The 22,691-nt window shown below is 36.8% G+C and carries 13 protein-coding genes; 8 read left to right on the forward strand and 5 right to left on the reverse strand.

What is annotated here, in order from left to right:
• The 8 genes from FHY60_RS03300 to FHY60_RS03330 all read left to right on the forward strand — a co-directional run bounded on the left by FHY60_RS03300 (position 1) and on the right by FHY60_RS03330 (position 15,334).
• The gene (locus tag FHY60_RS03300; RefSeq protein ID WP_139903440.1) at positions 1–3,183 is read left to right on the forward strand and encodes a cellobiose phosphorylase; all 3,183 of its coding nucleotides are present in this window, start codon (positions 1–3) and stop codon (positions 3,181–3,183) included.
• A 342-nt stretch (positions 3,184–3,525) separates the two neighbouring features.
• Positions 3,526–9,675 carry a carbohydrate binding domain-containing protein gene (locus FHY60_RS03305; RefSeq protein ID WP_139903443.1) on the forward strand — a complete coding sequence of 2,050 codons (6,150 nt, stop codon included), beginning with the start codon at positions 3,526–3,528 and terminating at the stop codon, positions 9,673–9,675.
• 32 nt (positions 9,676–9,707) lie between these two features.
• Complete coding sequence (locus tag FHY60_RS03310) at positions 9,708–10,028, forward strand: carbohydrate-binding protein (RefSeq protein WP_139903445.1); 321 nt, start codon at positions 9,708–9,710, stop codon at positions 10,026–10,028.
• Positions 10,029–10,228: 200 nt separating this feature from the next.
• Complete coding sequence (locus FHY60_RS03315) at positions 10,229–10,411, forward strand: hypothetical protein (RefSeq protein WP_139903447.1); 183 nt, start codon at positions 10,229–10,231, stop codon at positions 10,409–10,411.
• Positions 10,365–13,238, forward strand: a complete 2,874-nt coding sequence (locus tag FHY60_RS03320; RefSeq protein ID WP_139903449.1) for an AAA family ATPase — start codon at positions 10,365–10,367, stop codon at positions 13,236–13,238. Before FHY60_RS03315 ends, FHY60_RS03320 begins: the two co-directional genes overlap by 47 nt.
• Positions 13,239–13,260: 22 nt before the next feature.
• Positions 13,261–13,419, forward strand: coding sequence for a hypothetical protein (locus FHY60_RS17775; protein ID WP_163215721.1), 159 nt, complete (start codon positions 13,261–13,263; stop codon positions 13,417–13,419).
• A 278-nt stretch (positions 13,420–13,697) separates the two neighbouring features.
• On the forward strand, positions 13,698–14,312 hold the full coding sequence (locus FHY60_RS03325) for a hypothetical protein (RefSeq protein ID WP_180375463.1): 615 nt from the start codon (positions 13,698–13,700) through the stop codon (positions 14,310–14,312).
• A 23-nt stretch (positions 14,313–14,335) separates the two neighbouring features.
• Complete coding sequence (locus FHY60_RS03330; protein WP_139903453.1) at positions 14,336–15,334, forward strand: Gfo/Idh/MocA family protein; 999 nt, start codon at positions 14,336–14,338, stop codon at positions 15,332–15,334.
• A gap of 82 nt (positions 15,335–15,416) precedes the next feature.
• Here FHY60_RS03330 and mglC read toward each other — a convergent pair whose 3' ends face one another.
• From mglC to FHY60_RS03355, 5 genes are all read right to left on the reverse strand, one after another.
• Entirely contained in the window at positions 15,417–16,445 is a 1,029-nt protein-coding gene (gene mglC, locus FHY60_RS03335; protein ID WP_139903455.1) for a galactose/methyl galactoside ABC transporter permease MglC, read from the reverse strand.
• A gap of 16 nt (positions 16,446–16,461) precedes the next feature.
• The gene (mglA, locus tag FHY60_RS03340; RefSeq protein ID WP_139903456.1) at positions 16,462–17,985 is read right to left on the reverse strand and encodes a galactose/methyl galactoside ABC transporter ATP-binding protein MglA; all 1,524 of its coding nucleotides are present in this window, start codon (positions 17,983–17,985) and stop codon (positions 16,462–16,464) included.
• 78 nt (positions 17,986–18,063) lie between these two features.
• Positions 18,064–19,092, reverse strand: a complete 1,029-nt coding sequence (gene mglB, locus FHY60_RS03345) for a galactose/glucose ABC transporter substrate-binding protein MglB (protein ID WP_139903458.1) — start codon at positions 19,090–19,092, stop codon at positions 18,064–18,066.
• Between the two features lie 176 nt (positions 19,093–19,268).
• Positions 19,269–21,011, reverse strand: coding sequence for a sensor histidine kinase (locus FHY60_RS03350; protein ID WP_139903460.1), 1,743 nt, complete (start codon positions 21,009–21,011; stop codon positions 19,269–19,271).
• 13 nt (positions 21,012–21,024) lie between these two features.
• Positions 21,025–22,629, reverse strand: coding sequence for a response regulator transcription factor (locus FHY60_RS03355; protein WP_139903462.1), 1,605 nt, complete (start codon positions 22,627–22,629; stop codon positions 21,025–21,027).
• Between the last annotated feature and the right edge of the window lie 62 nt (positions 22,630–22,691).

A 22,691-nucleotide genomic window follows, 5' to 3' on the forward strand; every position in this document is an offset into this window, starting at 1 on the left:
ATGTCAGTTAGGTATGATCTAAACAAGGAAGGACAATTTATCATTGAAGACTATGACAAAGCAAAAACCTTTGCCAGCTTCTTGCCTGGTGTTGCAGGTATAGATGGCATACCCATGTGGTCATTTTATTGCAATAGAGGTCAGGGCTTGGGAAGCTTTGGAGTAAATGATAAAGATAGTACTATTATGGAGTTTATGCCTGCAGTTACTATGTATAAAAATATAGAACTTCAGGGTTTCAGAACCTTTATAAAATATAAGGGCTCTATTCATGAAATATTCTCTTCTATGTCCAATGACAGTGTTAAGAGGAGAATGATAATAGAAAAGAATCTATTTAAAGTTGAAGAAGTAAATGATAACTTGAAAATTGCAGTGACAGTTACATACTTTACAATGCCAAGAGAAACCTTTGCGGCCATTGTAAGAAAAGTAGAAATCAAAAACCTGGATGCAGTTGAAAAGGAAATTGAAGTTCTGGATGGATTAACACAGATTATTCCATTTGGCTATAGTAATGCAGCTTTCCAAGCAATAGCCAACTTAGCAAGAGCCTGGTTTGATGTAATAAACCTGGAAAATAATATTCCATACTATAAGGTTCGAGCAACAACTTCTGACAGCTCAGAAGTGGGAGAAGTTAACAAAGGACATTTTTATTTGTCCTTCACTTCCGAAAGTAAGGGCTTAGTTTCTCCAATATTTGATATGGATATCATTTTCGGAAATAATACATCACTTACAAAGCCTGATGGCTGGGATTGCTCCATAGATGAGCTGTTAAGCAGAAAGCAGGTAGCGGAAAATAAGATCCCGGGGGGATTTACAGGCACTAAGACTGTTTTAAAAGATAAGTTTGTAATATACACGGTAATAGGACATGTTGCTGCTGAAGAACTTATTAATAGAAGAAAGAATGATTTTACCCTTGAATATATTGAGAAAAAGCAAAAGGAAGCAGTAGAATTGATAGATGAGTTAGTCAGCGATGTAAACACAAACACTGCTCACAACAACTTTGATAAGTATATAGACCAAAGCTTCCTGGACAATATGCTGAGAGGTGGAAAGCCATTAATCTTCAAGTCTGGTGAAAAGAACCATGTTTATCATGTGTTTTCAAGAAAACATGGTGATACAGAAAGGGAATATAACTTCTTCTCATTAGAACCGGCTTACTATTCACAGGGAAATGGAAACTTTAGAGATGTAAATCAGAATAGAAGAAACGATGTACTAATCTACCCTGAAGTTAAGGATTTTAATGTTAAGCAGTTTATGAGTTTAATTCAGGTAGATGGATATAATCCACTATCTGTTAAAGGTTCAACTTTTAAGTTAAATGAAAAGGCTCTTGATGGTATTTTGGAATTTGTTATCAGTGATAAAGAGGGCATAGAAAAGATCTTAAAGGACAAATATACTCCGGGAAAACTTATATCCTATATTGTTGACAATGATGTTAAGCTTTCATTATCAAAGGAAGAGTTATTACAAAAAGCCCTTGAAGTATCTGAACAAAACTACGAAGCTGAGTTTGGCGAAGGTTACTGGTCAGATCACTGGACATACAATATGGACTTAGTTGACACTTACCTATTGGTTTATCCTGATACCATAGAAAACTTTGTCTTTGAGGATAAGTCTTATCGTTTCTTTGACAGTCCTGTAAGGGTGTTAAAGAGAGTAGAAAAGCATGTAATAACTAAAGGAAAAGTGCGTCAGTATGGGGCTATAATGGAAGATGAAGAAAAATGCCATAAGCTGGGAATTAGTATAAAGGGCACTAATTGGCTAAAGACCAAGCACGGGTTAGGTGATATATATGAAACAAACTTATACGCAAAGCTGGTATCCTTGGCTTTAAATAAGTTTGTAACTATGGATCCTTATGGCATGGGTATCGAAATGGAAGGCGAAAAACCAGGCTGGAACGATGCCATGAATGGTCTGCCAGGACTCTTCGGGTCTGCTATGAATGAAACTGCAGAACTTAAGAGAATAGTGGAATTTATTATAGAAGTATCTGCTAAGTTTGATAAGGAAGTTAAGCTTCCTGTTGAGATTGCAGAACTGTTAGACAAGGCTGAAGAACTTCTAAATCAATATATAGACGGAAAGCTTAATGACTTTGATTACTGGGATAAAGTGGCTTCTGCTAGAGAAGAATACAGAGATAAGGTATATTATGGAATTGATGGAGAGGAAAAGACATTAAATACTAAGAGAATTCTTGAAGTATTCAAGAAATTTGACAATAAGATTGAACAGGGCCTAAGCAAATCCTTAAAGTATGGTAATGGAGTTTATCCAACTTATTTCACATACAAAGCTACTAAGTATGAAGTGTTAGAAGGAAAAACTAATCCGGTAAATGGCTATCAAAATGTGAAAGTCACAGAATTTGAGTGCGAGCCGCTGCCCTTGTTCTTGGAAGCCCCGGCCCGTATTCTAAAGAGTATGAAGGATAAAGAGGCTGCATCAGTACTTTACAGGGAAGTAAAAGCAAGTAACATGTATGATAGAAAGTTGGGAATGTATAAAACTTCCGAGCCAATAGATGCTTTCGGAAATGAAATCGGAAGAGTAAGAGCCTTTACTGCTGGCTGGCTGGAAAGAGAGGCGGTATTCCTTCACATGGAATATAAGTACTTACTGGCAATACTAAAAGCTGGTTTATATAAGGAATACTATGAGGATATTAAAACTGCATTGATACCATTCTTAAACCCGGCAGTTTACGGCAGAAGTATCCTTGAGAACTCCTCCTTTATTGCAAGCTCAGTAAATCCGGATGAATCAATGCACGGACGAGGCTTCCAGGCCAGACTCAGTGGTTCTACTTCCGAAGTGCTAAGCATGTGGTTTATAATGATGGCAGGAAAAAAGGTATTCACTTATGAAAATAATGAATTGAAGCTGACCTTGAGTCCTATTCTTTCTGCTGACTTCTTCGATGAAGAAGGAAAAGCTGGCTTCAAATTCCTAGGTAAAACAGCTGTAACCTATCATAACCCAAAGAAGGCTGATACCTATGGAGATGGTGGCGTAAAGATTGAGAAAATGGTACTTACTACAGTGCAAGGAGAAGAGGCTGAAATACAAGGTGATACAATTGGAAGCCCATTTGCTGAAGCTGTAAGAAACGGAAATGTAAAGTCTATAGAAGCATATCTGGCATAAATTAAATAACATATGAAACTGCACCTGAATAAATGTTTAGGTGCAGTTTTTTTGTTAGAAAATTAAATAGTTGGCATAATGTAATAATCCAAAAAAACCACACCAAATATGAAATTTTTTTACTTATCATATATTTACACAGAAGGTAGAATTAAACTGTAAAATGAAAACGGTGTCATTAAAATTTAGCTATATATAAATTATGGCTTTATTGTATTTTCTGAATAGCTTAACTGAAAACATAAGGGGGGATAGGATGGAGAAAACAATCTGAAGTCTCAGCATCATGGAAAACTTATATTTAAAAAGACTGTGAAAATCTTTTTCAGAGAGGAGCTAAACATGAAAAATCTATTTTGCTCATTTAAGAGACATGGTAAGCAGATTATTGCGCTGTTTGCAATGCTATGCTTTATCATTGGAAATGCAGCTTTTATTCCAGCAGTAGAAGCAAATGCAGCTACAGGTACAATTAAAAGGGTAGTTAATCCGGCTGATTTCTACGTGGATAACGGAACCAGAGAGGTTACCTTACAGAAGCTGCTTCCAAAACAAGTTGACGTTGTTATGTCAAATGGTACAAAGTCCAAAGCGGATGTTACTTGGAACACAAAAGGATATGTATCTAATGTTAAGTCCTCACATACCTTTACTTTTACGGGTACGGTTAAAGGAACAAAATTAACAGCAAAAATAAAAGTAATTTTAGCCAATCCTTTTGTTATATCCATTAAAACACCGGAGCAAATTAGTGTTGCAAATGGAACAACAGTAGACAAGCTGAATCTGCCTAAGACAGTTACTGTGGTAAAGTCGGATAAAACTGCTGCAAGTGCAAAGGTAGTATGGGATACCTCAAAATATAACGGTAAGGTATTAAGGGAAACTGAATATGTATTTACAGGAGATGTTGAAGGAACCGAGAAAAATACTACCATAACCGTTAAGGTTGCAGCACCCTCTATAGCATCAATAGTGGCACCTGAGCCAATAACTGTTGCAAATGGAACATCCTTAGCCCAGCTAAAAGTAAAGTTACCGGCAGGTGTTTTAGTTTATCTTTCTAATGGAGCTTTAAATGGTGTTGATGTAACTTGGGATACCTCAAGCTACGATGGTAACGTTTCAAAAGAAACTACTTACACCTTTAAGGGGGTACTTGAAGGTACAAAGTTAACAACTAGTATTGATGTAAAGGTTGGAGGACCTTCTATCATTTACGTAATGCAGCCTTCATCAATTACAGTGTATGCTGGTACAAGCTTAGCGAATTTAGAAAATATACTGCCTAAGACAGTAAAAGTATTTATGTCAAATGGTGTTATAGAAAATACGAAGGTTACTTGGGACACATCTGCTTATGATTCAACATCAACGGCAGCGAAGAGTTATGTTCTTACAGGAACCGTTGAAGGATCAACTAAAACTGTAACAATAAATGTTTATACTACAGCTGTAAGTGTAGCAGCACCATATATTGTATCTGTTACAGCTCCACAGCCTATCAACGTATATTATGGAACTCCTGTTGAAAACCTGGCTTTACCAGGAACTGTACAAGCAACTTGGTCAAACGGAGTTACGAATAGTGTGGCCGTAGTATGGGATACAACTGGTTATAATGGAAATGTTGAAGAAGGGGCAACGTATACATTTGTGGGCAGGGTACCTGGTACAACTATTACCACATCAGTAAAAGTGATTGTGCCGGCTCTTTGGACACTGGTATGGTCCGATGAATTCGATAGATCAGGAACAAATCTAGATACAAATGGTTTGGATTTAGATAAATGGGGTTACCAGATAGGAACCGGAGCAGAGTATGGACTTGATGGCTGGGGAAATAACGAACAAGAATATTATGCAAAGAATAATATTGAGATTAAGAATGATACCCTGATAATAACTCCTAAAATGGAGAGGGTTGGTGGAAAGCCATATACCTCAGGCAGAATATGGACTAAGCCAACATATGCTAAGAAATATGGTAAGATAGAAGCAAGGATAAAAATGCCAGTGGGACAAGGGTTCTGGCCGGCCTTCTGGATGATGCCGAAGAATGATGTTTATGGTGGTTGGGCATCCTCCGGAGAATTGGATATTATGGAAGCCATTGGTCATCAACCAGGTCATGTAAATGGAACAATACATTTTGGAGGCTCATGGCCCAATAATAAGTATGCCGGAGGTACACATCATTTTGAAGAAGGTACTGGTATAGGTGATTACCATACCTATGCTGTAGAATGGGAACCGGGTGAAATTAGATGGCTGGTTGATGGCGTAGTATATCATACACAGAACAACTGGTATACAAATGGAAGTGATGGTGATGAAAAGTATGCCTTCCCAGCACCATTCGACCAAGAATTCTACATTATTCTTAACCTTGCTGTAGGCGGAAACTATGTGGGAAACGTAGTTCCGGGAGCACAGGAATTTGAAGACAATCCAGCAATGGAAGTTGACTATGTAAGAGTTTATGAACTTACTGGCAGACCTTACAAGACTCCGGTAGAACCAAGACTTGAGGTAGAAGAATTACCGGCAGGTGCTAGACCTCATCATGATGAAGAAGGTAATGCACTGAATTTAGTGTATGATACCAATTTTGAAAATGGCATTAAAGATAACCGTGAAGGTATAGACGCAGAATTTGGTAATGGGTGGAATTTCATCCACAACGCACAATTTGGAGGTCAAGCAACTGTAACCGTAGAAAGGATTGATGGCAGGAATTTTGCGAAGGTTGATGTAACCAATGCAGGTAATCAGAATTACTCTGTACAGCTTGAGCAGCATACCACCTTAGGAAAAGGCAGATGGTATGAGTTTTCCTTTGATGCAAAGGCCGATAAGAACAGGACAATAGTAACAAAACTAGGCGGAGGCTCTACAGTAGGCTGGGCAGCTTATTCTGATAGTTATACTATTAATTTAACAACCGACGTTCAATCCTTTAAGAAAGTATTCCAGATGACAAAGGACTCAGATATCTTAACCCGTATAGAATTTAACTGTGCAACTACTACAGGACCGGTTTGGATTGGAAATGTAAGGCTTGTAGAAGTTGATCCGCCATCAGTGGATCCAAATAAGTCAAAGGATCCTCTTCCCAACAGCGGAAACCATGTATATAATGGTGCCTTTGACAAGTATACCATTGATAGATTAGCTTACTGGACACTTAACAAATCTGCAAATGCTGCTGCAGCAATGTTTGTTCCGGAAGCAACCAGGGAACTCAATGTCAATATAGTAAAGGGAGGAAATGCTGCTGAGGATGTAACTGTGGAGCAAGGCGCAATACAGTTAACAAAGAACAGCGATTATTTACTAACCTTTAAGGCAAAAGCAGCTGCTGACAGAACTGCTAAAGTAAAACTTACCAGCAAAGACGGAGCTACAAGCTTTGCTGAAAAGGAAGTAAATTTAACAACCTCCTACGAAACTTTCCGATTATCCTTTACCATGGGAGATATAACTGACTTAGAATCTAACTTAGTATTTATGCTTGGTGGCAATGAGTCTACAGTATTCTTGGATGATGTAAAACTCATCAAGACAAGTATAGATTATACCGGAGTAGATTTATATCCATTAAAGAATGGTGATTTTGCTCACGGCATTACTGCTTGGGAACAATTTACACAGGGTGCCAATGCTAATTTCGCAGTAGATAATGGAGCAGCTAAAATATCTGCAACAACTCTTGGAAGTGAAGCTTGGAACATAATGCTTATGCAAGGTGGCATGAGCATTAAAAGAGGGATTGAATATACATTCTCATTTAAGGCAAAGTCTTCTGTAAGCCGTGATATTCTGGTAACAATGGAAAATGCATCTTATGCAAGAGCCTTTGATTCCGGTTCAATACAATTAACAAACTATTGGCAGACCTTCACTTATACTATCAAACCAACTGTGGATGATGTAGTAACACTTAAATATCAATTAGGAAAAACAGCTGCAGCTGCTGCGGGTGATATTTACATTGATGATGTTGTATTCCAGGTAAAAAATCCGCCCTATAAGCAGGCGCCAATGTTAGTTGCAGATACTGCAGATAATAAGTCTGGTAATGCAATAGAGGTTACCTTTATTGATAATTCAGAATGGAGAGATGCCATTACTGCCATAAAGGTAAATGGAAGTACATTGGCAGCAGATAAGTATACCGTGTCTGCAGGAAATATTAGTTTCATTACTGGTATTTTTTCAACAGCAGGCAGTTATACTATAACTGCAGAAGCTGATGGATTTGTATCAGCAACTGTTATACAGACAATACTGCCTAATGATGGTAACCTGGTTATTAATGGTGATATGACTAATGGAAAGGCATCATGGTCAATTTGGTCACATGACAGTTCTTCTGCTTTTGAAATTAAAGACGGAGCAGCAGAAATCACTATTAATAGTATATCCTCTGAAAATTGGAGTACTCAGTTCTACCAGGAAGGAATTCAATTAGCAGCAGGAAAGACTTACGAATTAAGCTTCAGGGCATGGTCAACAGTAAACAGACCAATTCGTGTAGAATACACCCATATTGGAGGAGACAGATTATTTGACATAACAAGTGATAATACTGTTGGTTATACAGCAACAATAACTCCAGCAGCAGATGGACGTCTAAAGTTGAATTTCTGTATTGGTAACGTAACAAATGGATCTGCAACTACACCTAATGTAGTTCATAAGATTTATATCGATGATGTTCAAGTTAAGGAAGTTACAGGTGGGGAGCCAATAATTGACCTAAAAGATACTAATATAGTTGCACATGGTGTAAATCTTGTGGATAATGGTGATTTTACAACAGATACAGCAGGCTGGGAACACTGGTGGGGAGACCAGTGGGCAGGATTTGCCAACGGAACAGTAAATGCAGAAGATGGAAAGATGAAGATCAGCTTAACTTCTGTAGGTGGCGCTGCATATTCACCACAAGTTTTCCAGCAGGGAATACGTCTGGAAAATGGAAAGACCTATGTAGTAAGTTTTAAAGCTAGGGCGGGAATAGCCAGAAAGATGAATGTAAACATCGGTAAAGCCTTAACAGCAGATCCATGGTTTACAAACTACGCTCCTACAAAGGTAATAGATTTAACTACTACAGAACAGCAATATACTTTTGTATTCACTGTAACAGAGTCTACTTTCGATAATATCAAGATGGTATTTGAAGTAGGTAATGTGACCGGTGGTGCCGCTGTAACTGATATTTACCTTGATGATATAAAAATTCAAGAAGCAATTTCTGTGAAAGTACCTAATTCTATAATAGTAACCAATGCAGCTAATAAACTGTCAAACGGTGACTTTACAACAGATACGGCAGGCTGGGAACACTGGTGGGGAGACCAGTGGGCAGGATTTGCCAACGGAACAGTAAATGCAGAAGATGGAAAGATGAAGATCAGCTTAACTTCTGTAGGTGGCGCTGCATATTCACCACAAGTTTTCCAGCAGGGAATATGTCTGGAAAATGGAAAGACCTATGTAGTAAGTTTTAAAGCTAGGGCGGGAATAGCCAGAAAGATGAATGTAAACATTGGTAAAGCCTTAACAGCAGATCCATGGTTTACAAACTACGCTCCTACAAAGATAATAGATTTAACTACTACAGAACAGCAATATACTTTTGCATTCACTGTAACAGAGCCTACTTTCGATAATATCAAGATGGTATTTGAAGTAGGTAATGTGACCGGTGGTGCCGCTGTAACTGATATATATCTTGATGACATAACAATTCAAGTAATAGGTGATGGCAGTACAGCCCCGTCAGTAAATAAAACCCATCTGGCAGCTAAAATTAGTGAAGCAGAAGCAAAAGTGGAAGGGAACTACACAGCAGATTCTTGGACTACATTACAGACTGCATTGACAAATGCAAAAGCTGTTAATTCAAAGGAAGATACTACTCAGGCAGAAGTAGATGCTGCTGTAACTGTACTGACAGATGCAATTGCTGCCTTGGTGCCTGTTACTGTACCAGGTAACACTAACTTGGTTGTAAATGGTGACTTTGCGGCAGGAGCTGCTCCATGGACTGGTTGGAGTGATGGTTACGTGGCAATCAATGTAGTAGACGGTGAAGCAAAGATTGATATTAGTGGTTTTGGTGTTGAACCATGGTCTGTACAGTTTATACAAACTGATTTCAACTTCGAGCCAAATGTAAAATACAATTTAACCTTTAAGGCCAGAGCCTCTGTGGGGAGAAGCTTTGGTGTGGTAATCGAAGGAGCAGGCAATTACCGCTATTTTGATGTTACTGATAACCTTACAACAGACATGAATAATTACTCTTATGAATTCACCGTAACAAAGAGTGAGACTACAAAGATGATTTTCTTCTTTGGAAAGACAGGTGAAGACATTACTGATGTATTACGTGGAACTCCTCATACAATATATTTTGATGATATTGTAATTACTAAGGTTGTTGATGATGAAGAAACACCACCGCCTACAGAACCTTAATAATCACAGTAGAGGCAGAAGATACCATATCAATGGATGCGGTATTTACTAAAAATACAGACAGCATATCTTCTAATGAACCAGGAAGAATTACATTTGATGTTGAAGCTCCAGAAGAAGGATCTTACGCTGTTACAATATATGCAAAATGTTCACCTGCTGGTTTGTATTGTGAGATAAGGGATAATACTGGTACAAAAATTGGGAATGGAGCATGTGGTCCATCAACTGAGTATGTTCAGACTAAATTTAATGTAACATTAGCAGCTGGAGCAAATACACTATCACTATTCTGTGCACCTGGTGCAGGAAGTACAGTTACTATAGATAAAATCACATTTGAGCTAGAATAAACAATTCTTATAAAAAGGTGTCTTAAACAAGGCACCTTTTTCTTATACAAACATAATTCTTAGGCTCTGTAAATATTAACCATATAACAATTACAACGAACTTTTTTATACTAAATTTTTGTCATCGCAATTAGAGGAAAAACACAATATTATGTAGAAATACTCAATATAATTATTAGACCATAGAAAGGAGGACCTATATGAGCAAAGCAATAATGTACGGGACTTTTGTAAAATACGGCATGGGTATATATAGACCTGCCACATATCTGCAGTGGGGAAACAGTGAAAATATCATTGGGGCTTGTGTGATGTGTAATCCTGGTATTGCTGCGCTTGAGGCAAGGGGACTCTATACATGGTCCAATAAACGAAGGGCGTGAATTTATTGGTGTCATCAAACCTGATGAGGCCATATTACATGTAATTAAGTTTGTTGAAAAATTATACCAGGGTGAGAAGCTGGAGGGAACACTATACATATACAACCTTTTCTCATTGTTAGATGCACCAAGTACGATTTTTGAGCTTGAATCTCCAGCTGAAGAGGTTAATAGAGAAGTTTTATTCAAAGGCTACCGTGATTATATATTGAACTCAGATAAAATTCCTTGGACCCTTTTGGCCTGGGGATGGGACAATAGGAAGGCTGTTTATAAGCAGAAGGTCAGATGGCTTAATTATATAAAGAAAAACAACATACCCTACTTTGGTATTGAGGCTGTTGAATATCCTGGATATGTCAGCCTTAGACAGCAGGGCAATGTTTCTATGGAAAAGTATATAGATGCTTTACTCAAGGAATTCAGTCTGAAGAATTTATCATTGAAGGTAAGTAGTAATAAGCTTGAAAGCAAGGGTGACCAATCAAGGGAAATAAAGAGACTAAAGACCTTAAACAGACTTTTTGACTTTATCCAAGAAAAAAAGAAAATCACTCCTGAGGAAATAGCAAAAGGGAATATAAATCTGTTAGAGGAAAAGCAATATAAAATGGTTTTAGCTAAGTGCAATGAAGCCTTAAAGTTAGACGACAGGTATTTACCCATATATATTCAAAAGGCACAGGTCTTAGAGGAACTAAAAGAAGATGTGGAAGCGGTTAAAACTTTTGGAGAAGCCTTAATCAAGACTAAAGAGAAAGCACTTCAATATTTATACGATGCAAAGCTGGCTGAATATCGTGGGGAAAAAGAAAAGGCAAAGGGAAATTATTTAAAAACTCTTGATGCTGTTGAAAGTTCTCAGAAAGAGAGCATAAACAATACAAATGTATTACATTATATATATTTTACATTAGGAAAGTTCTTGGAAAAAATTCATAACTATGAGGAAGCAGTACAGTATATAGACAAGGCAATAGAATTGAGAAAGACAGTACAACTGTCAGAATTCAGAGAACACATCGCAAGAAAACTGTGGGTTCCAACTCAAAGTACTAATGCTTTACAGCATAGAGAGCATGGCCAAAGTGAAGTCATGGAAGCTAAAGATATCAAAGCCCCATCAGAGAATGTAGTTAATGGGGAGTGTAATGATGACACCAATACAAAGGCAAGTCTATCAGCCAATAAGGATAAATGGTTTGAAATTAAGAAAAAATTAGATTCTCTTATCGGTCTGGAAAATGTTAAAAGAGAACTTTACAGTATAATGAATTATCTCAACTATGAAAGAGACCGAAGCCAGGTTCTTAAATTAACTGAGCAAAATTTAAGCTATCACTTTATGTTTACAGGAAATCCAGGTACAGGTAAGACAACCATAGCCAGATTGTTGGGAGAAATATTAGTACAAGCAGGAGTGTTAAACAAAGGCCATGTTGTTGAAGTTGACAGGTCAAAAATAGTAGGACAATATGTTGGACAGACTGCTATATTGACAAGAAAGGTTATTGAGAGTGCTATGGACGGAATTCTGTTCATTGATGAGGCATATTCTCTGTATCGGTCAGAAAATCCAAATGACTATGGTGTAGAGGCGGTAGATACTCTTGTTAAAGCCATGGAAGATAATCGAGGGAAATTTGTTGTCATTCTTGCTGGATATTACCGTGAGATAAACAAACTCATGCAGGCAAATCCTGGGCTTAAGAGCAGGATAAATGTACAAATAAACTTTGAAGATTATACAGAAGAGCAGCTGCTGCTAATAGCAAAAAAGGTGGCGGCAGAGAAATATTATGAAATGGATGAATCAGCAGTAGAAGCGTTCAAAGAAAAAATACGCAGGCTAATGGTGGATACGTCTTTCGCTAATGGAAGAACGGTAAGAAATGTAGTTGAAGATGCTATAAGGGAAAAGGCCTATAGAACAGTTGTAAGCAAAGCATCCCAGGAAGAGTTAAAAAAGCTATCCGCTGTTGATTTTGGCTTAAGTTCACTGGAAGTAAAAGAGCAAGAAGTTAACTCAATATTAGGGGAACTAAATAAACTTATTGGGCTTAAAGAGGTCAAAGCATCTGTAAAGGAATTAATTGATTTCATTCACTTACAGAAAAGAAGGAAAGAGTTGGGTTACAGAAACGAAGAAATCACTTTGAACATGGTCTTTACCGGCAACCCAGGCACCGGTAAGACCACTGTAGCAAGGCTCATAAGCAGATTGTTTAAGGAAATAGGAGTACTAAAAAGGGGGCAGCTGATTGAGGTAACCAGGGAAGACTTAGTAGGAGAATACATAGGACAGACTTCATCTAAGACCTTGTATAAGATTAAAGAAGCTTATGGCGGTGTACTCTTTATCGATGAGGCATATACCCTGGCCCAAGGTGGGGAAAATGACTATGGGAAGGAAGCTCTTGCAACCTTGATAAAAGAGATGGAGGATAATCGGGATAAGCTAATGGTAATATTGGCTGGGTATACGGAAGAAATAGAGGAACTTTTAAATCTAAACCCAGGTATAAAAAGCAGAGTGGGATTTACCATGCATTTTCCGGATTACAACCCGGATGAACTTATGGAAATTTTTAAAAAGTACTGCTTGGAAAATGATTATATACTTGAGGAGAAAGCAGAAAGGGTCCTTTACAATGTGTTAAAGGAACTATATTCATCAAGGGATAAAAGCTTTGGAAATGCAAGGTTGGCTAGGCAGCTTTTCGAGAGGATAAGAATGAAACAAGCCAATAGAATAATGACTGAAGAACTAGCTGTTGGAACTTCCAAAGAAGTAATAACTATAAAAGAAGAAGACATTTGTCAATAGTTTGGGAGCATGGGGAACTGTGGTGGAAAAGAATTACGTAGAGGAAAAGTTGAAATGTGAATTCATAGTAGTACTTCCGGCAATGCTGGTAGAAGTTAAGAACAGGGAACTAGATTTACAGAGATTAACGGCTCAAGCCAGTATTGAAAAGATAGATAATGAGTTTTCGGATATTTACTAAGATAATCCAAAACCTTCTACATAACTAGTCAAATTTATGGATATATTATTAATAAAATAATATATATAGGAGCCGGAAAGGGCATTGTTATAACACAGGGCTTTCCTGAGGCGGCTCTAAAGCAAATGTTTGCTAACTTAAGAAATATGGGAAAGAGGTTTGGTATAAATTACAGAGGGACTGGACATGGGAAGCATGGATGCAATTTTAGACATTGCAGAAGTTGTTGGTTTAAACAAAGAAATGGTAATAAAAATGAGGAGGTACAAGAGATGCCCATGAACCCTCTTACGGTCATTGAGGATCTGGAAAAGTATGTAGATATATATGGCATAAAATTGAGCAAGGAAACAAGGAAAACCTTTCAGGATATAGAAGAGTTCAGTTTTAAGTGTAACTATCCATGCAGGTATCCTTTATTTTTTAGCAAATCTATCCGGAATTCAAAAGAGCTTCAGCGGCTTTTATACACTAAGAATATAAATCCTAATCTTGCAGCACTCCAGCTGGAACTTGCCTATTATAATTCCATAGGCTCAGAAACTAATTATCAGAAAGGGACCGTTCTTTACTCACACATACACAGCAGAGAGAATAATATTAATACTGATATTTTGGATATTTCCCTTCAATATTGTGTTAAGAATGAAAGAAATGTACTGGAAATTTGTGATATAATATTAGCAGCCATGGACAGCTTTGAAAAGCATAGAAAAAGTAGTTCAGAGTTATGGGAGGATGTGAAACTGCCTAGTGATAACTACACTTTATGTCATGTTATCGGTAAGTATAATTCTAATCTTGATCTGGAATTTGAAACGGTTAGGGAGTACATAAACAATAGAGCTGTCCAAGATAAAAAATTCTTACTGATAAAAAACATTTTTAATTAGAGTGTGATAAGAGGAGAGTTAAAATGAGTAGTAAAGTTCAAGAAAGAAAGATTAGATGGGGAATCATCGCTCCGGGAAACATCAGTATAGCCTTTGCAGAAGGAATGAAAGCTGTCACCAATGCTGAAATAGTGGCAGTTGCTTCTAGAGACTTAAGCAGGGCAGAAGAATTTGCAAAGAAGTTCAATATTAGGAAAGCCTATGGAAGCTACGAGGAAATAGTGAAGGACGATGAAGTTGATGCAATATACATAGCCACACCCCATAGCTTTCATAAGGACATGTCAATAATGTGCCTGCAGCATGGCAAGGCTGTATTATGCGAAAAACCTGCCACATTAAATTCAAAAGAGCTAAAGGAAGTTATAGATACAGCAGAAAAGCATAATACCTTTTATATGGAAGCAATGTGGATGAGGTTTTTACCGGTAATAAGAGAAGTGAAAAAGCTGGTAGATGAGGGCACCATTGGAGAACTGAGACTTGTAAAGGCTGACTTTTCCTTTATGGCACCAATGAATCCTGAGTCAAGGCTCTTTAGTAAGAGATTGGCCGGCGGAGCCTTATTGGATGTAGGTGTTTATACCATAGCCTTTGCGGAACACATTCTTGAAAAGTATCCAACAGTAATAACAAGCTTTGCAGAAATAGGAAAGACAGAAGTAGACGAGCAAGCAGCTGCAATTCTAGGCTATGAGGACGGAAAAATGGCAATACTGAACTTTGCTGTTAGAACAGATACAGACAAATGTGCCTATGTATATGGCACTGAGGGCTATATAAAAATACCGAATTTTTGGATGGCAAGAAAGGCCTATTTAATAAAAAATGGGGCAGAGACAGTAATAGAATGTGATTTTACAGGCAACGGATATAACTATGAAACAGAAGAAGTAAATAGTTGCATAAGAGAAGGAAAACTTCAATCAGATATTATGACTTGGAAGTTTTCCCTACAGGTAATGAATATAATGGATACTTTAAGAAACCAATGGAATATGAAGTATCCTACAGAGTTATAAAAGTAAATTACTTTAAATGAAAATAATAAAAAGTACCCGTTCCATGAAGGAACGGGTACTTAAGATAGAGGGAATAAATTTGTTATTTCTTCTTTATATACTTTCTTATGTCTATAGCAACGGCAATAATAATGATTAAGCCCTTAACTATATACTGTAAATACGGACTTATATTTAAGAAGGTTAGTCCATAGTTTATAACCTGGAATATAAGCACACCGGTTATAATTCCTGGTACTGTACCAATACCACCGGATAGGGATACTCCTCCAACAACACAGGCAGCGATGGCATCAAGCTCATACATGTTACCGGTATTATTAGTAGCACTGGTTACACGGGCTGCTTCCAAGGTCCCAGCAAAACCGTAAAGAACACCTGCTAACATGTAAATAAGTACAAGATTTTTAACAACATTAACACCGGATACCGCTGCAGCTTCAGGATTTCCACCGATAGCATACATATTCTTACCAAAACGTGTCTTATTCCATAAGATCCACATAAATATAGTAACAATAATTGCAAACAATACCAGATAAGGAATTCTGAAGTCTCCTGAGCCAATGCTTCCGGAGGCTAATATCTTAAAGTCTTTATCAAGTCCACCGATTGGCTGTGCACCCAGCGGTGGTCTATCATAGTATATAGAAGTTAGTCCATAAACAATAACGCTCATACCTAGAGTTGTAATAAATGGTGGAACCTTTAGGGCAGCAACAATTAAACCGTTGATAAGACCAAATATTCCACAAATAGCTACGGCTAATAAAATAGGAACAATAACCGGTAACTTTTGAAGATTGGGGTACATTCTGTAGCCGTAATCAATAGCTTGAAGCAGTGAGGCAGATACAACTGCTGCCATACCAACCATACGTCCTGCAGAAAGGTCAGTTCCTTGAACTATAAGTATACCTGCAACTCCCAGGGCTATAATTACACGGGTTGAAGATTGGGTTAAAATGTTTCTAAGATTGTCTATAGACAGAAAGCCCGGTTCAGCTATAACCATACCTACACACATAAAAACCAAAACTAAGTATATGGCATTATCCATAAACCATTCTTTTCTATATTTCCTGTCTGAAAAATTTCTAATAAAACTCATGATGATACCTCCTATCCTATAAATATAATGCGGATAATCGCATTATTTCTTCTTGTGTTGTAGTCTTTGTATCAACAATTCCTGCAACTCTTCCATTACTCATTACAAGAATTCTATCTGTTACACCTAATAACTCCGGCATTTCTGAGGATACCATTATGATACCTTTACCTTCCGCAGCCAGTTTATTCATTAACTGATATATTTCGAATTTAGCTCCAACGTCAATACCTCTTGTAGGTTCATCAAGCATAAGAACTTCAGGCTTAGTTAATAACCATCTTCCTATAATAACCTTCTGCTGATTTCCTCCTGATAATGTACCTATAGCAGTCTTTTGTGATGGTGTCTTTACTCTCATGGAATCTATTACCCATTGAGTATCCTTCTGAATATTTTTTGATGATAGCAGACCGAATTTATTAGTATAATTATCAATATTGGATATAATAGAATTAAAGCTTATTGATAATCTATCGAATATTCCGGTGACTCTTCTTTCTTCAGTAACTAATGCAAAGCCGTTGTTCATGGCCACATGAGCATTAGTATTTTTTATTTCCTTACCATGAAGATATATTTTTCCTGAACTAATTTTTCTCATTCCGAATAGTGACTCTAACACTTCTGTTCTCTTAGCACCTACAAGTCCTGCAACACCAAGGATTTCTCCAGCTCTTAGGTCAAAGCTTACATCCTGTATTGAAGGTTGATTTAAAGCTGTCAGGTTTTCCACCTTTAAAATAACTTCCTTAGGCTTGTTTATTTTCTCAGGGAAACGATTGGATAGGTCTCTTCCAACCATCATCTTTATAATTGCATCAGTAGTTAATTCCTTTGCATCCTTTGTAGCAATCCACTGACCATCTCTCATTATTGTTACTTCTTCTGATATTTTGAGGATTTCCTCCATCTTATGAGATATATATATTATACCTACATTTTTCTTCTTTAACTTGTCTATAATTCTGAAAAGGTGAGAAACTTCTTTTTCAGTTAATGAAGAAGTTGGTTCATCCATTACTATTATCTTGGAATCATAGGAAACTGCCTTTGCTATTTCAATCATCTGCATTTGAGAAACTGAAAGGGTATTGATTTTCTGTCTGGGATCAATATCTATCTCAAGTTCTTCAAATATTTCTTTAGTATCTTTATACATCTTTTGTTCATCTATAAATAGTCCTTTTTTAGGATAACGTCCTAACCAAATATTATCCATAACATTTCTTTGTCTAACCTGGTTCAATTCCTGATGGACCATGGAAACGCCCATATCAAGAGCTTGTTTAGAATTTGCAAACTGAACCTTTTGTCCTCTGAAAATAATTTCCCCTCCGTCGGGACGGTATATTCCAAAGAGACATTTCATAAGTGTAGACTTACCTGCACCATTTTCACCCATCAGTGAATGAACAGTACCGGGACGTACTCTTAAGGTTACTCCGGACAATGCTTTAACACCCGGAAACTCTTTAGTTATATTAATCATCTCAAGAACAAAGTCCTCTTTAGCTTTTACAGCAGCTACATTGCTCATGGTATACACCTCCATCTTAGTGTTGCTTTAATGAATATGAGACGCACTATAAAGTGTGTCTCATATTACAAGCACTTGTTATTTATACGCTTCTTCTCCAACGCTTACATTGTCTTTGTTTATTATAACGTAAGGAACTCTAACAGCTTTTTTGTCATCTAACTTCCAGCTTGTTCCTTCAAGAACATCTTTACCATTTGCTGCATTTAATGCTAATTCAAAAGTAGCCTTACCTTGGTTCTTAGCATCGTTTAGAACTGTTCCAACGATCTTACCTTCTTTAATCTTGTTTAATACGTCTGGAATAGCATCTACACCAACTATTGGCATGAATTTGTTATCTTTGAAGTATCCTGCTTTTTCAAGAGATGCTAATGCACCTAAAGCCATACCATCGTTGTTGGCAATTACATATTCTATCTTATCACCGAATTTTGATATCCAAGCATCCATCTTATCTGTAGCCTTTGCGGAATCCCACATAGCTGTATCTAAGGCAAGCTCTTCAACTTCAATTCCCTGGTTCTTAACTTCTTCTATAACATATTGTGTTCTAGCCTCAGCATCTGGATGTCCAGGCTCTCCTTTTAACAGTACATATTGAATCTTACCATCACCATTCTTGTCCCAAGCTGGATTTGCTTTCCAAGAGTCAGCAACTAATTTACCTTGAAGAACTCCGGATTCCTTTGATTCAGTTCCTACATAATAAGCTTTATCATAGCTTGCTAATGCAGAAGCTTCAGGTTCTTTGTTAAAGAATATTACTGGTAGATTCTTTTCCTTTGCCATATCTATGATACCTTGAGCTGCTTTTGGATCAACTAGGTTGATAGCTAAAGACTTAACGCCCTTTGAAATCATAGTTTGAACTTGTTCATTTTGCTTTGCTTGATCGTTTTGTGAGTCATTCATTATAAGCTGTGCCTTACCGTTGGCTTCCTTATCAATAGCCATACGTACGAATGACATAAAGTTGTCATCATATTTGTAAATTGTAGTACCTATTTGAGGAAGTCCTGTACCAGTGCTTTCTTTTTTACATCCACCTAATCCGCTTACTAGTAATGCAGCAACTACAGGAACAACTAAAAACTTTTTGTTCATTTGAATTCCCCCTAATAATAATTTTTTCTTTTGAGCGAAGTAATATGTTTTTCTGATGAAACGTTTTCTCCTCCTCACAGGTATAATGATAGCACCCATAATTCTACTTTTTAATACAAAAATCTATGCTATTTATATAAAAAATCTACTTTTTTTTATATATAATGCTGAATTTATTATATACTATCGTCGATTAATGGAAGCAATAGCTTAACAATGGTTCCAACTTCCTGCTCACTCTCAATTTGTAAACCATATTCCTTACCAAAACTTAGCTGTATTCTTTCATGGACATTTTTTACACCCACTCCGGAACCCTTGTTACTTTTTGATTCCTTTGATAAAAGAGATTCTAAAACCTCAGGGGGCATACCCAGGCCATTATCACTGACAGTGAACAATAACTTGTTATGGACAATCTCAGCAGAAATTTTAATCAATCCCTTATCCACCATGTATTCAATACCATGGTAAATAGAATTTTCAATCACAGGTTGAAGTATTAGTTTAAGAGTTTTATATCTGAGGGCTTCTTCTTGAACATGGATCTCATAGTCAAATTTATTTTTATAACGTATCTTTTGGATTATTAAGTAATTTCGGGCATGCTCAATTTCTTGCTCTACAGTTATTATATTTTTACCTTTGCTGATGCTGATTCTAAAGAGCTTTGCCAGGGCAGTTACCATAGTAACCACATCTTCCTGTTTTTCGTTTTCAGCCATCCATACGATAGAATCCAAGGTGTTGTAGAGAAAGTGCGGATTTATTTGAGATTGCAAGGCCTCAAATTCACTTTTTCGCTTGGCCTCCTGTTCCAGAACAATTTGATCCATGAGTTCTCTGATCCTCGTAACCATCTTATTAAAGGTATTTGAAAGCTTCACAACTTCCTCTTCACCTGTTACATTGATGTGGATATCAAAATTACCTTTCTCTACTAATCTCATTGACCTCTCCAGTTCCCGTATTGGTTTAGAAATCTTTGCAGATACAAAGATACCTATTATGAGAAAAAATATAATTCCAAAAATAATGCTCCATCTTATATAGTGAACAATATTCCGTCTGGCAGAAATTATTTCATCCATAAAGGAAACTCCAACTAACTTCCAATAGGTGTAATAACTAGTATTAACAGTGACGCTTCTCAATTCGCCATCAGTATCATAAATAAAATTACCGGAAGAGTAGATCAATACATCTCTGTTATATTCTTTTTTCAGCCCCACGTTAATAAGCTGCTGTTGAGGGTGGTAAATATAGTTTTCATTATCATCTATGATGTATACATAACCTCTCTCCCCTAAGCTTACCGTATTGCAAACTGCTTCAATGGCGCTAAAGTTCATATCAACCACTAGAACTCCAAATACTTTTTTTTCTTCCAACTCAAAGGTAACACCGCGACTCAGTGAGACTACCCAGTTATCCGGACCATCGAACAAGTTTTGTACATGGGGTGTCGAAAAGTGATTTAGGTAAGGGTAGCTTGCTGCTTTGCTAAACCATTGCTGCTCTGTAATGTCAATGTGATTTTTTAGAGGAAGTTGAGGTTCACTCATAATTAGTTCACCCTCAACTGTGAATAGGGCGATTGAAACAATGTCTTTTCTGGAGCTCAAAGTAATATTCATGAGATTCTGCAGGCTCTCGTTTGGCAATGAAGGGTTAGAAGTTATTTTGTCATTTAAAGTGTTGGCAACTCTTACCACGTTTCCTATATAGCTTTCAAGGTTTAGCGCCACTTGACTGATTATTTGCTGATTGTTTTTTGCAGCATTTCTTTCCATAGATTCTGAGAAGGTTCGAAATAAAGTAATGCCCACAAAAAGCATGGCAAAGGTAGTTATCAAAGTTATAGTTATTGTAAGAATAAATTGTAGGCTTTTAAATCTAATGTATCTCAAAAATTTCATCTCCTAATCAGAGTCATAAAGATTTACTTCTAAATTCAGAAGGGGAAATGCCAAAGTTCCTTTTGAAGCTGTAGCTGAAATAGTTTGGTTCTGAGTAACCTACCTTTTCAGCAATTTCAAAGGCTTTCAAATTTGTAGTTTTTAAAAGTTCCTTAGCCGCATTCATTCTGACTTGAGTGAGATAGTTAACAAAGGTCATTTTTGTCTCTTTTTTAAATATTGAGCTAAAATAAGTTGGACTTATATGAAGAAAGGAACATAGGTCATTTATTCCTAGATTACTCTCCATATAGTGTGATTCAATGTATTCTTTGGCTTCTTTCACAATAGACTTACTGATATCCTGCCTTCCAAGAGAAATTTTTTCCATTATTTTTATACAAATGTTCTTTAGCCAGGTCTTTATCTCATTGAGATCATTAAAGCTGAACAAGTCTGTGAACAAATTATAACCTTCTGCCAAAATCTCTGAAAGATTGATGTCAGAACCCTTTGCTACCTTAAGTATGGCAGTTATTATTTCCATAAGATAGATCTGATAGTCTTTAATAGATGCCTTTGAACAGGAAATTTCATTAAAGAACTCATCGATAGTTTTGTTAATGTCTTCTTCAGTGCCCACTTTCAAGCTGCTGCTTAAAGCATGTTCCTTGGCACTATCAAAATGTAGTTTGTCATTGCTCTTTGGCTCTACATCTTCAATCCAGATAATTCTGTCGGTGCCCAGAAGTACTCTGTAATCTAAGGCCGTCAAGGAATTTTTGTAGGAGTTGCTTATTAAAGTTACATCAGGACAAAAGTTACCAACTCCGATAGTTGCACTCAAGTTTATGTACTTTTTAATTGTCAGCTGTAATTCTTCTAATATCTTTAAAGCTCTCTTGGCGGAAGCTTCCTTTTCTATATTTTTAAATACACAAATAATAACAACATCGCTGCCGTACATAAATGCAGTGCCTACACCATATTTTGAAATTATCTCATTTATAACATTTAGGAGGGCGAAGGCAAAGAGTTCCTTTTCTTCATAGCTTGCTTGATAGGAGTGATTTTCTACCCTAACTGTTGAGACAACAAAATTGTTACCGTTTAAATCAATATTATAATTTTTAGATCTTTCTTCGATTTCTGTTTTGCTCATTGTGTTAGTGATTAGGGCTGCGAGGAATTTCTCTTTTAACAGTGGTAGGCTTCTCACATAATTTTCTCTTAAAGCCTCTATATTTTTCCTTTCCATTATTTCTTCATCAAGCAACGCTTTGGTCTTTATCAAGACTTCTATCAGTTCCTTTGCAGAAACAGGTTTTAGAATATATTCAATTACATTCAATTTTATGGCCTTATGAGCATATTCAAACTCATCAAAACCGGTAAGGATAATTACTTTTGTGGTAGGACTCATATCCTTTAGATGTTCTGCAAGTTCAATACCATTCATAAAGGGCATTTTTATATCTGTAATTACTAAATCAGGAAAGGTTCTTTCAACCATATCCAGGGCTTCTCTTCCATTTTCAGCTTCACCGACGATTTCAAAGCCGTATTTTTCCCATTCGATTTTTTTTAACACACCCTTACGTACCTCTTCTTCATCATCTACAAGAATTAACTTATACATAGCAATCCTCCGTTCGAGTAAACTGTATTTAAAAGTCATTATAATTTGTTTTTCGACAAACT

Source organism: Clostridium thermarum, assembly GCF_006351925.1.
GTDB classification, from domain to species: Bacteria; Bacillota; Clostridia; order Clostridiales; family Clostridiaceae; genus Clostridium_AU; species Clostridium_AU thermarum.

Coding starts and splice junctions, on each gene's coding strand:
- FHY60_RS03300 (WP_139903440.1), top strand. CDS start 1: ATGTCAGTTAGGTATGATCTAAACAAGGAAGGACAATTTATCATTGAA.
- FHY60_RS03305 (WP_139903443.1), top strand. CDS start 3,526: ATGAAAAATCTATTTTGCTCATTTAAGAGACATGGTAAGCAGATTATT.
- FHY60_RS03310 (WP_139903445.1), top strand. CDS start 9,708: ATGGATGCGGTATTTACTAAAAATACAGACAGCATATCTTCTAATGAA.
- FHY60_RS03315 (WP_139903447.1), top strand. CDS start 10,229: ATGAGCAAAGCAATAATGTACGGGACTTTTGTAAAATACGGCATGGGT.
- FHY60_RS03325 (WP_180375463.1), top strand. CDS start 13,698: ATGAACCCTCTTACGGTCATTGAGGATCTGGAAAAGTATGTAGATATA.
- FHY60_RS03330 (WP_139903453.1), top strand. CDS start 14,336: ATGAGTAGTAAAGTTCAAGAAAGAAAGATTAGATGGGGAATCATCGCT.
- mglC (WP_139903455.1), bottom strand. CDS start 16,445: ATGAGTTTTATTAGAAATTTTTCAGACAGGAAATATAGAAAAGAATGG.
- mglA (WP_139903456.1), bottom strand. CDS start 17,985: ATGAGCAATGTAGCTGCTGTAAAAGCTAAAGAGGACTTTGTTCTTGAG.
- mglB (WP_139903458.1), bottom strand. CDS start 19,092: ATGAACAAAAAGTTTTTAGTTGTTCCTGTAGTTGCTGCATTACTAGTA.
- FHY60_RS03350 (WP_139903460.1), bottom strand. CDS start 21,011: ATGAAATTTTTGAGATACATTAGATTTAAAAGCCTACAATTTATTCTT.
- FHY60_RS03355 (WP_139903462.1), bottom strand. CDS start 22,629: ATGTATAAGTTAATTCTTGTAGATGATGAAGAAGAGGTACGTAAGGGT.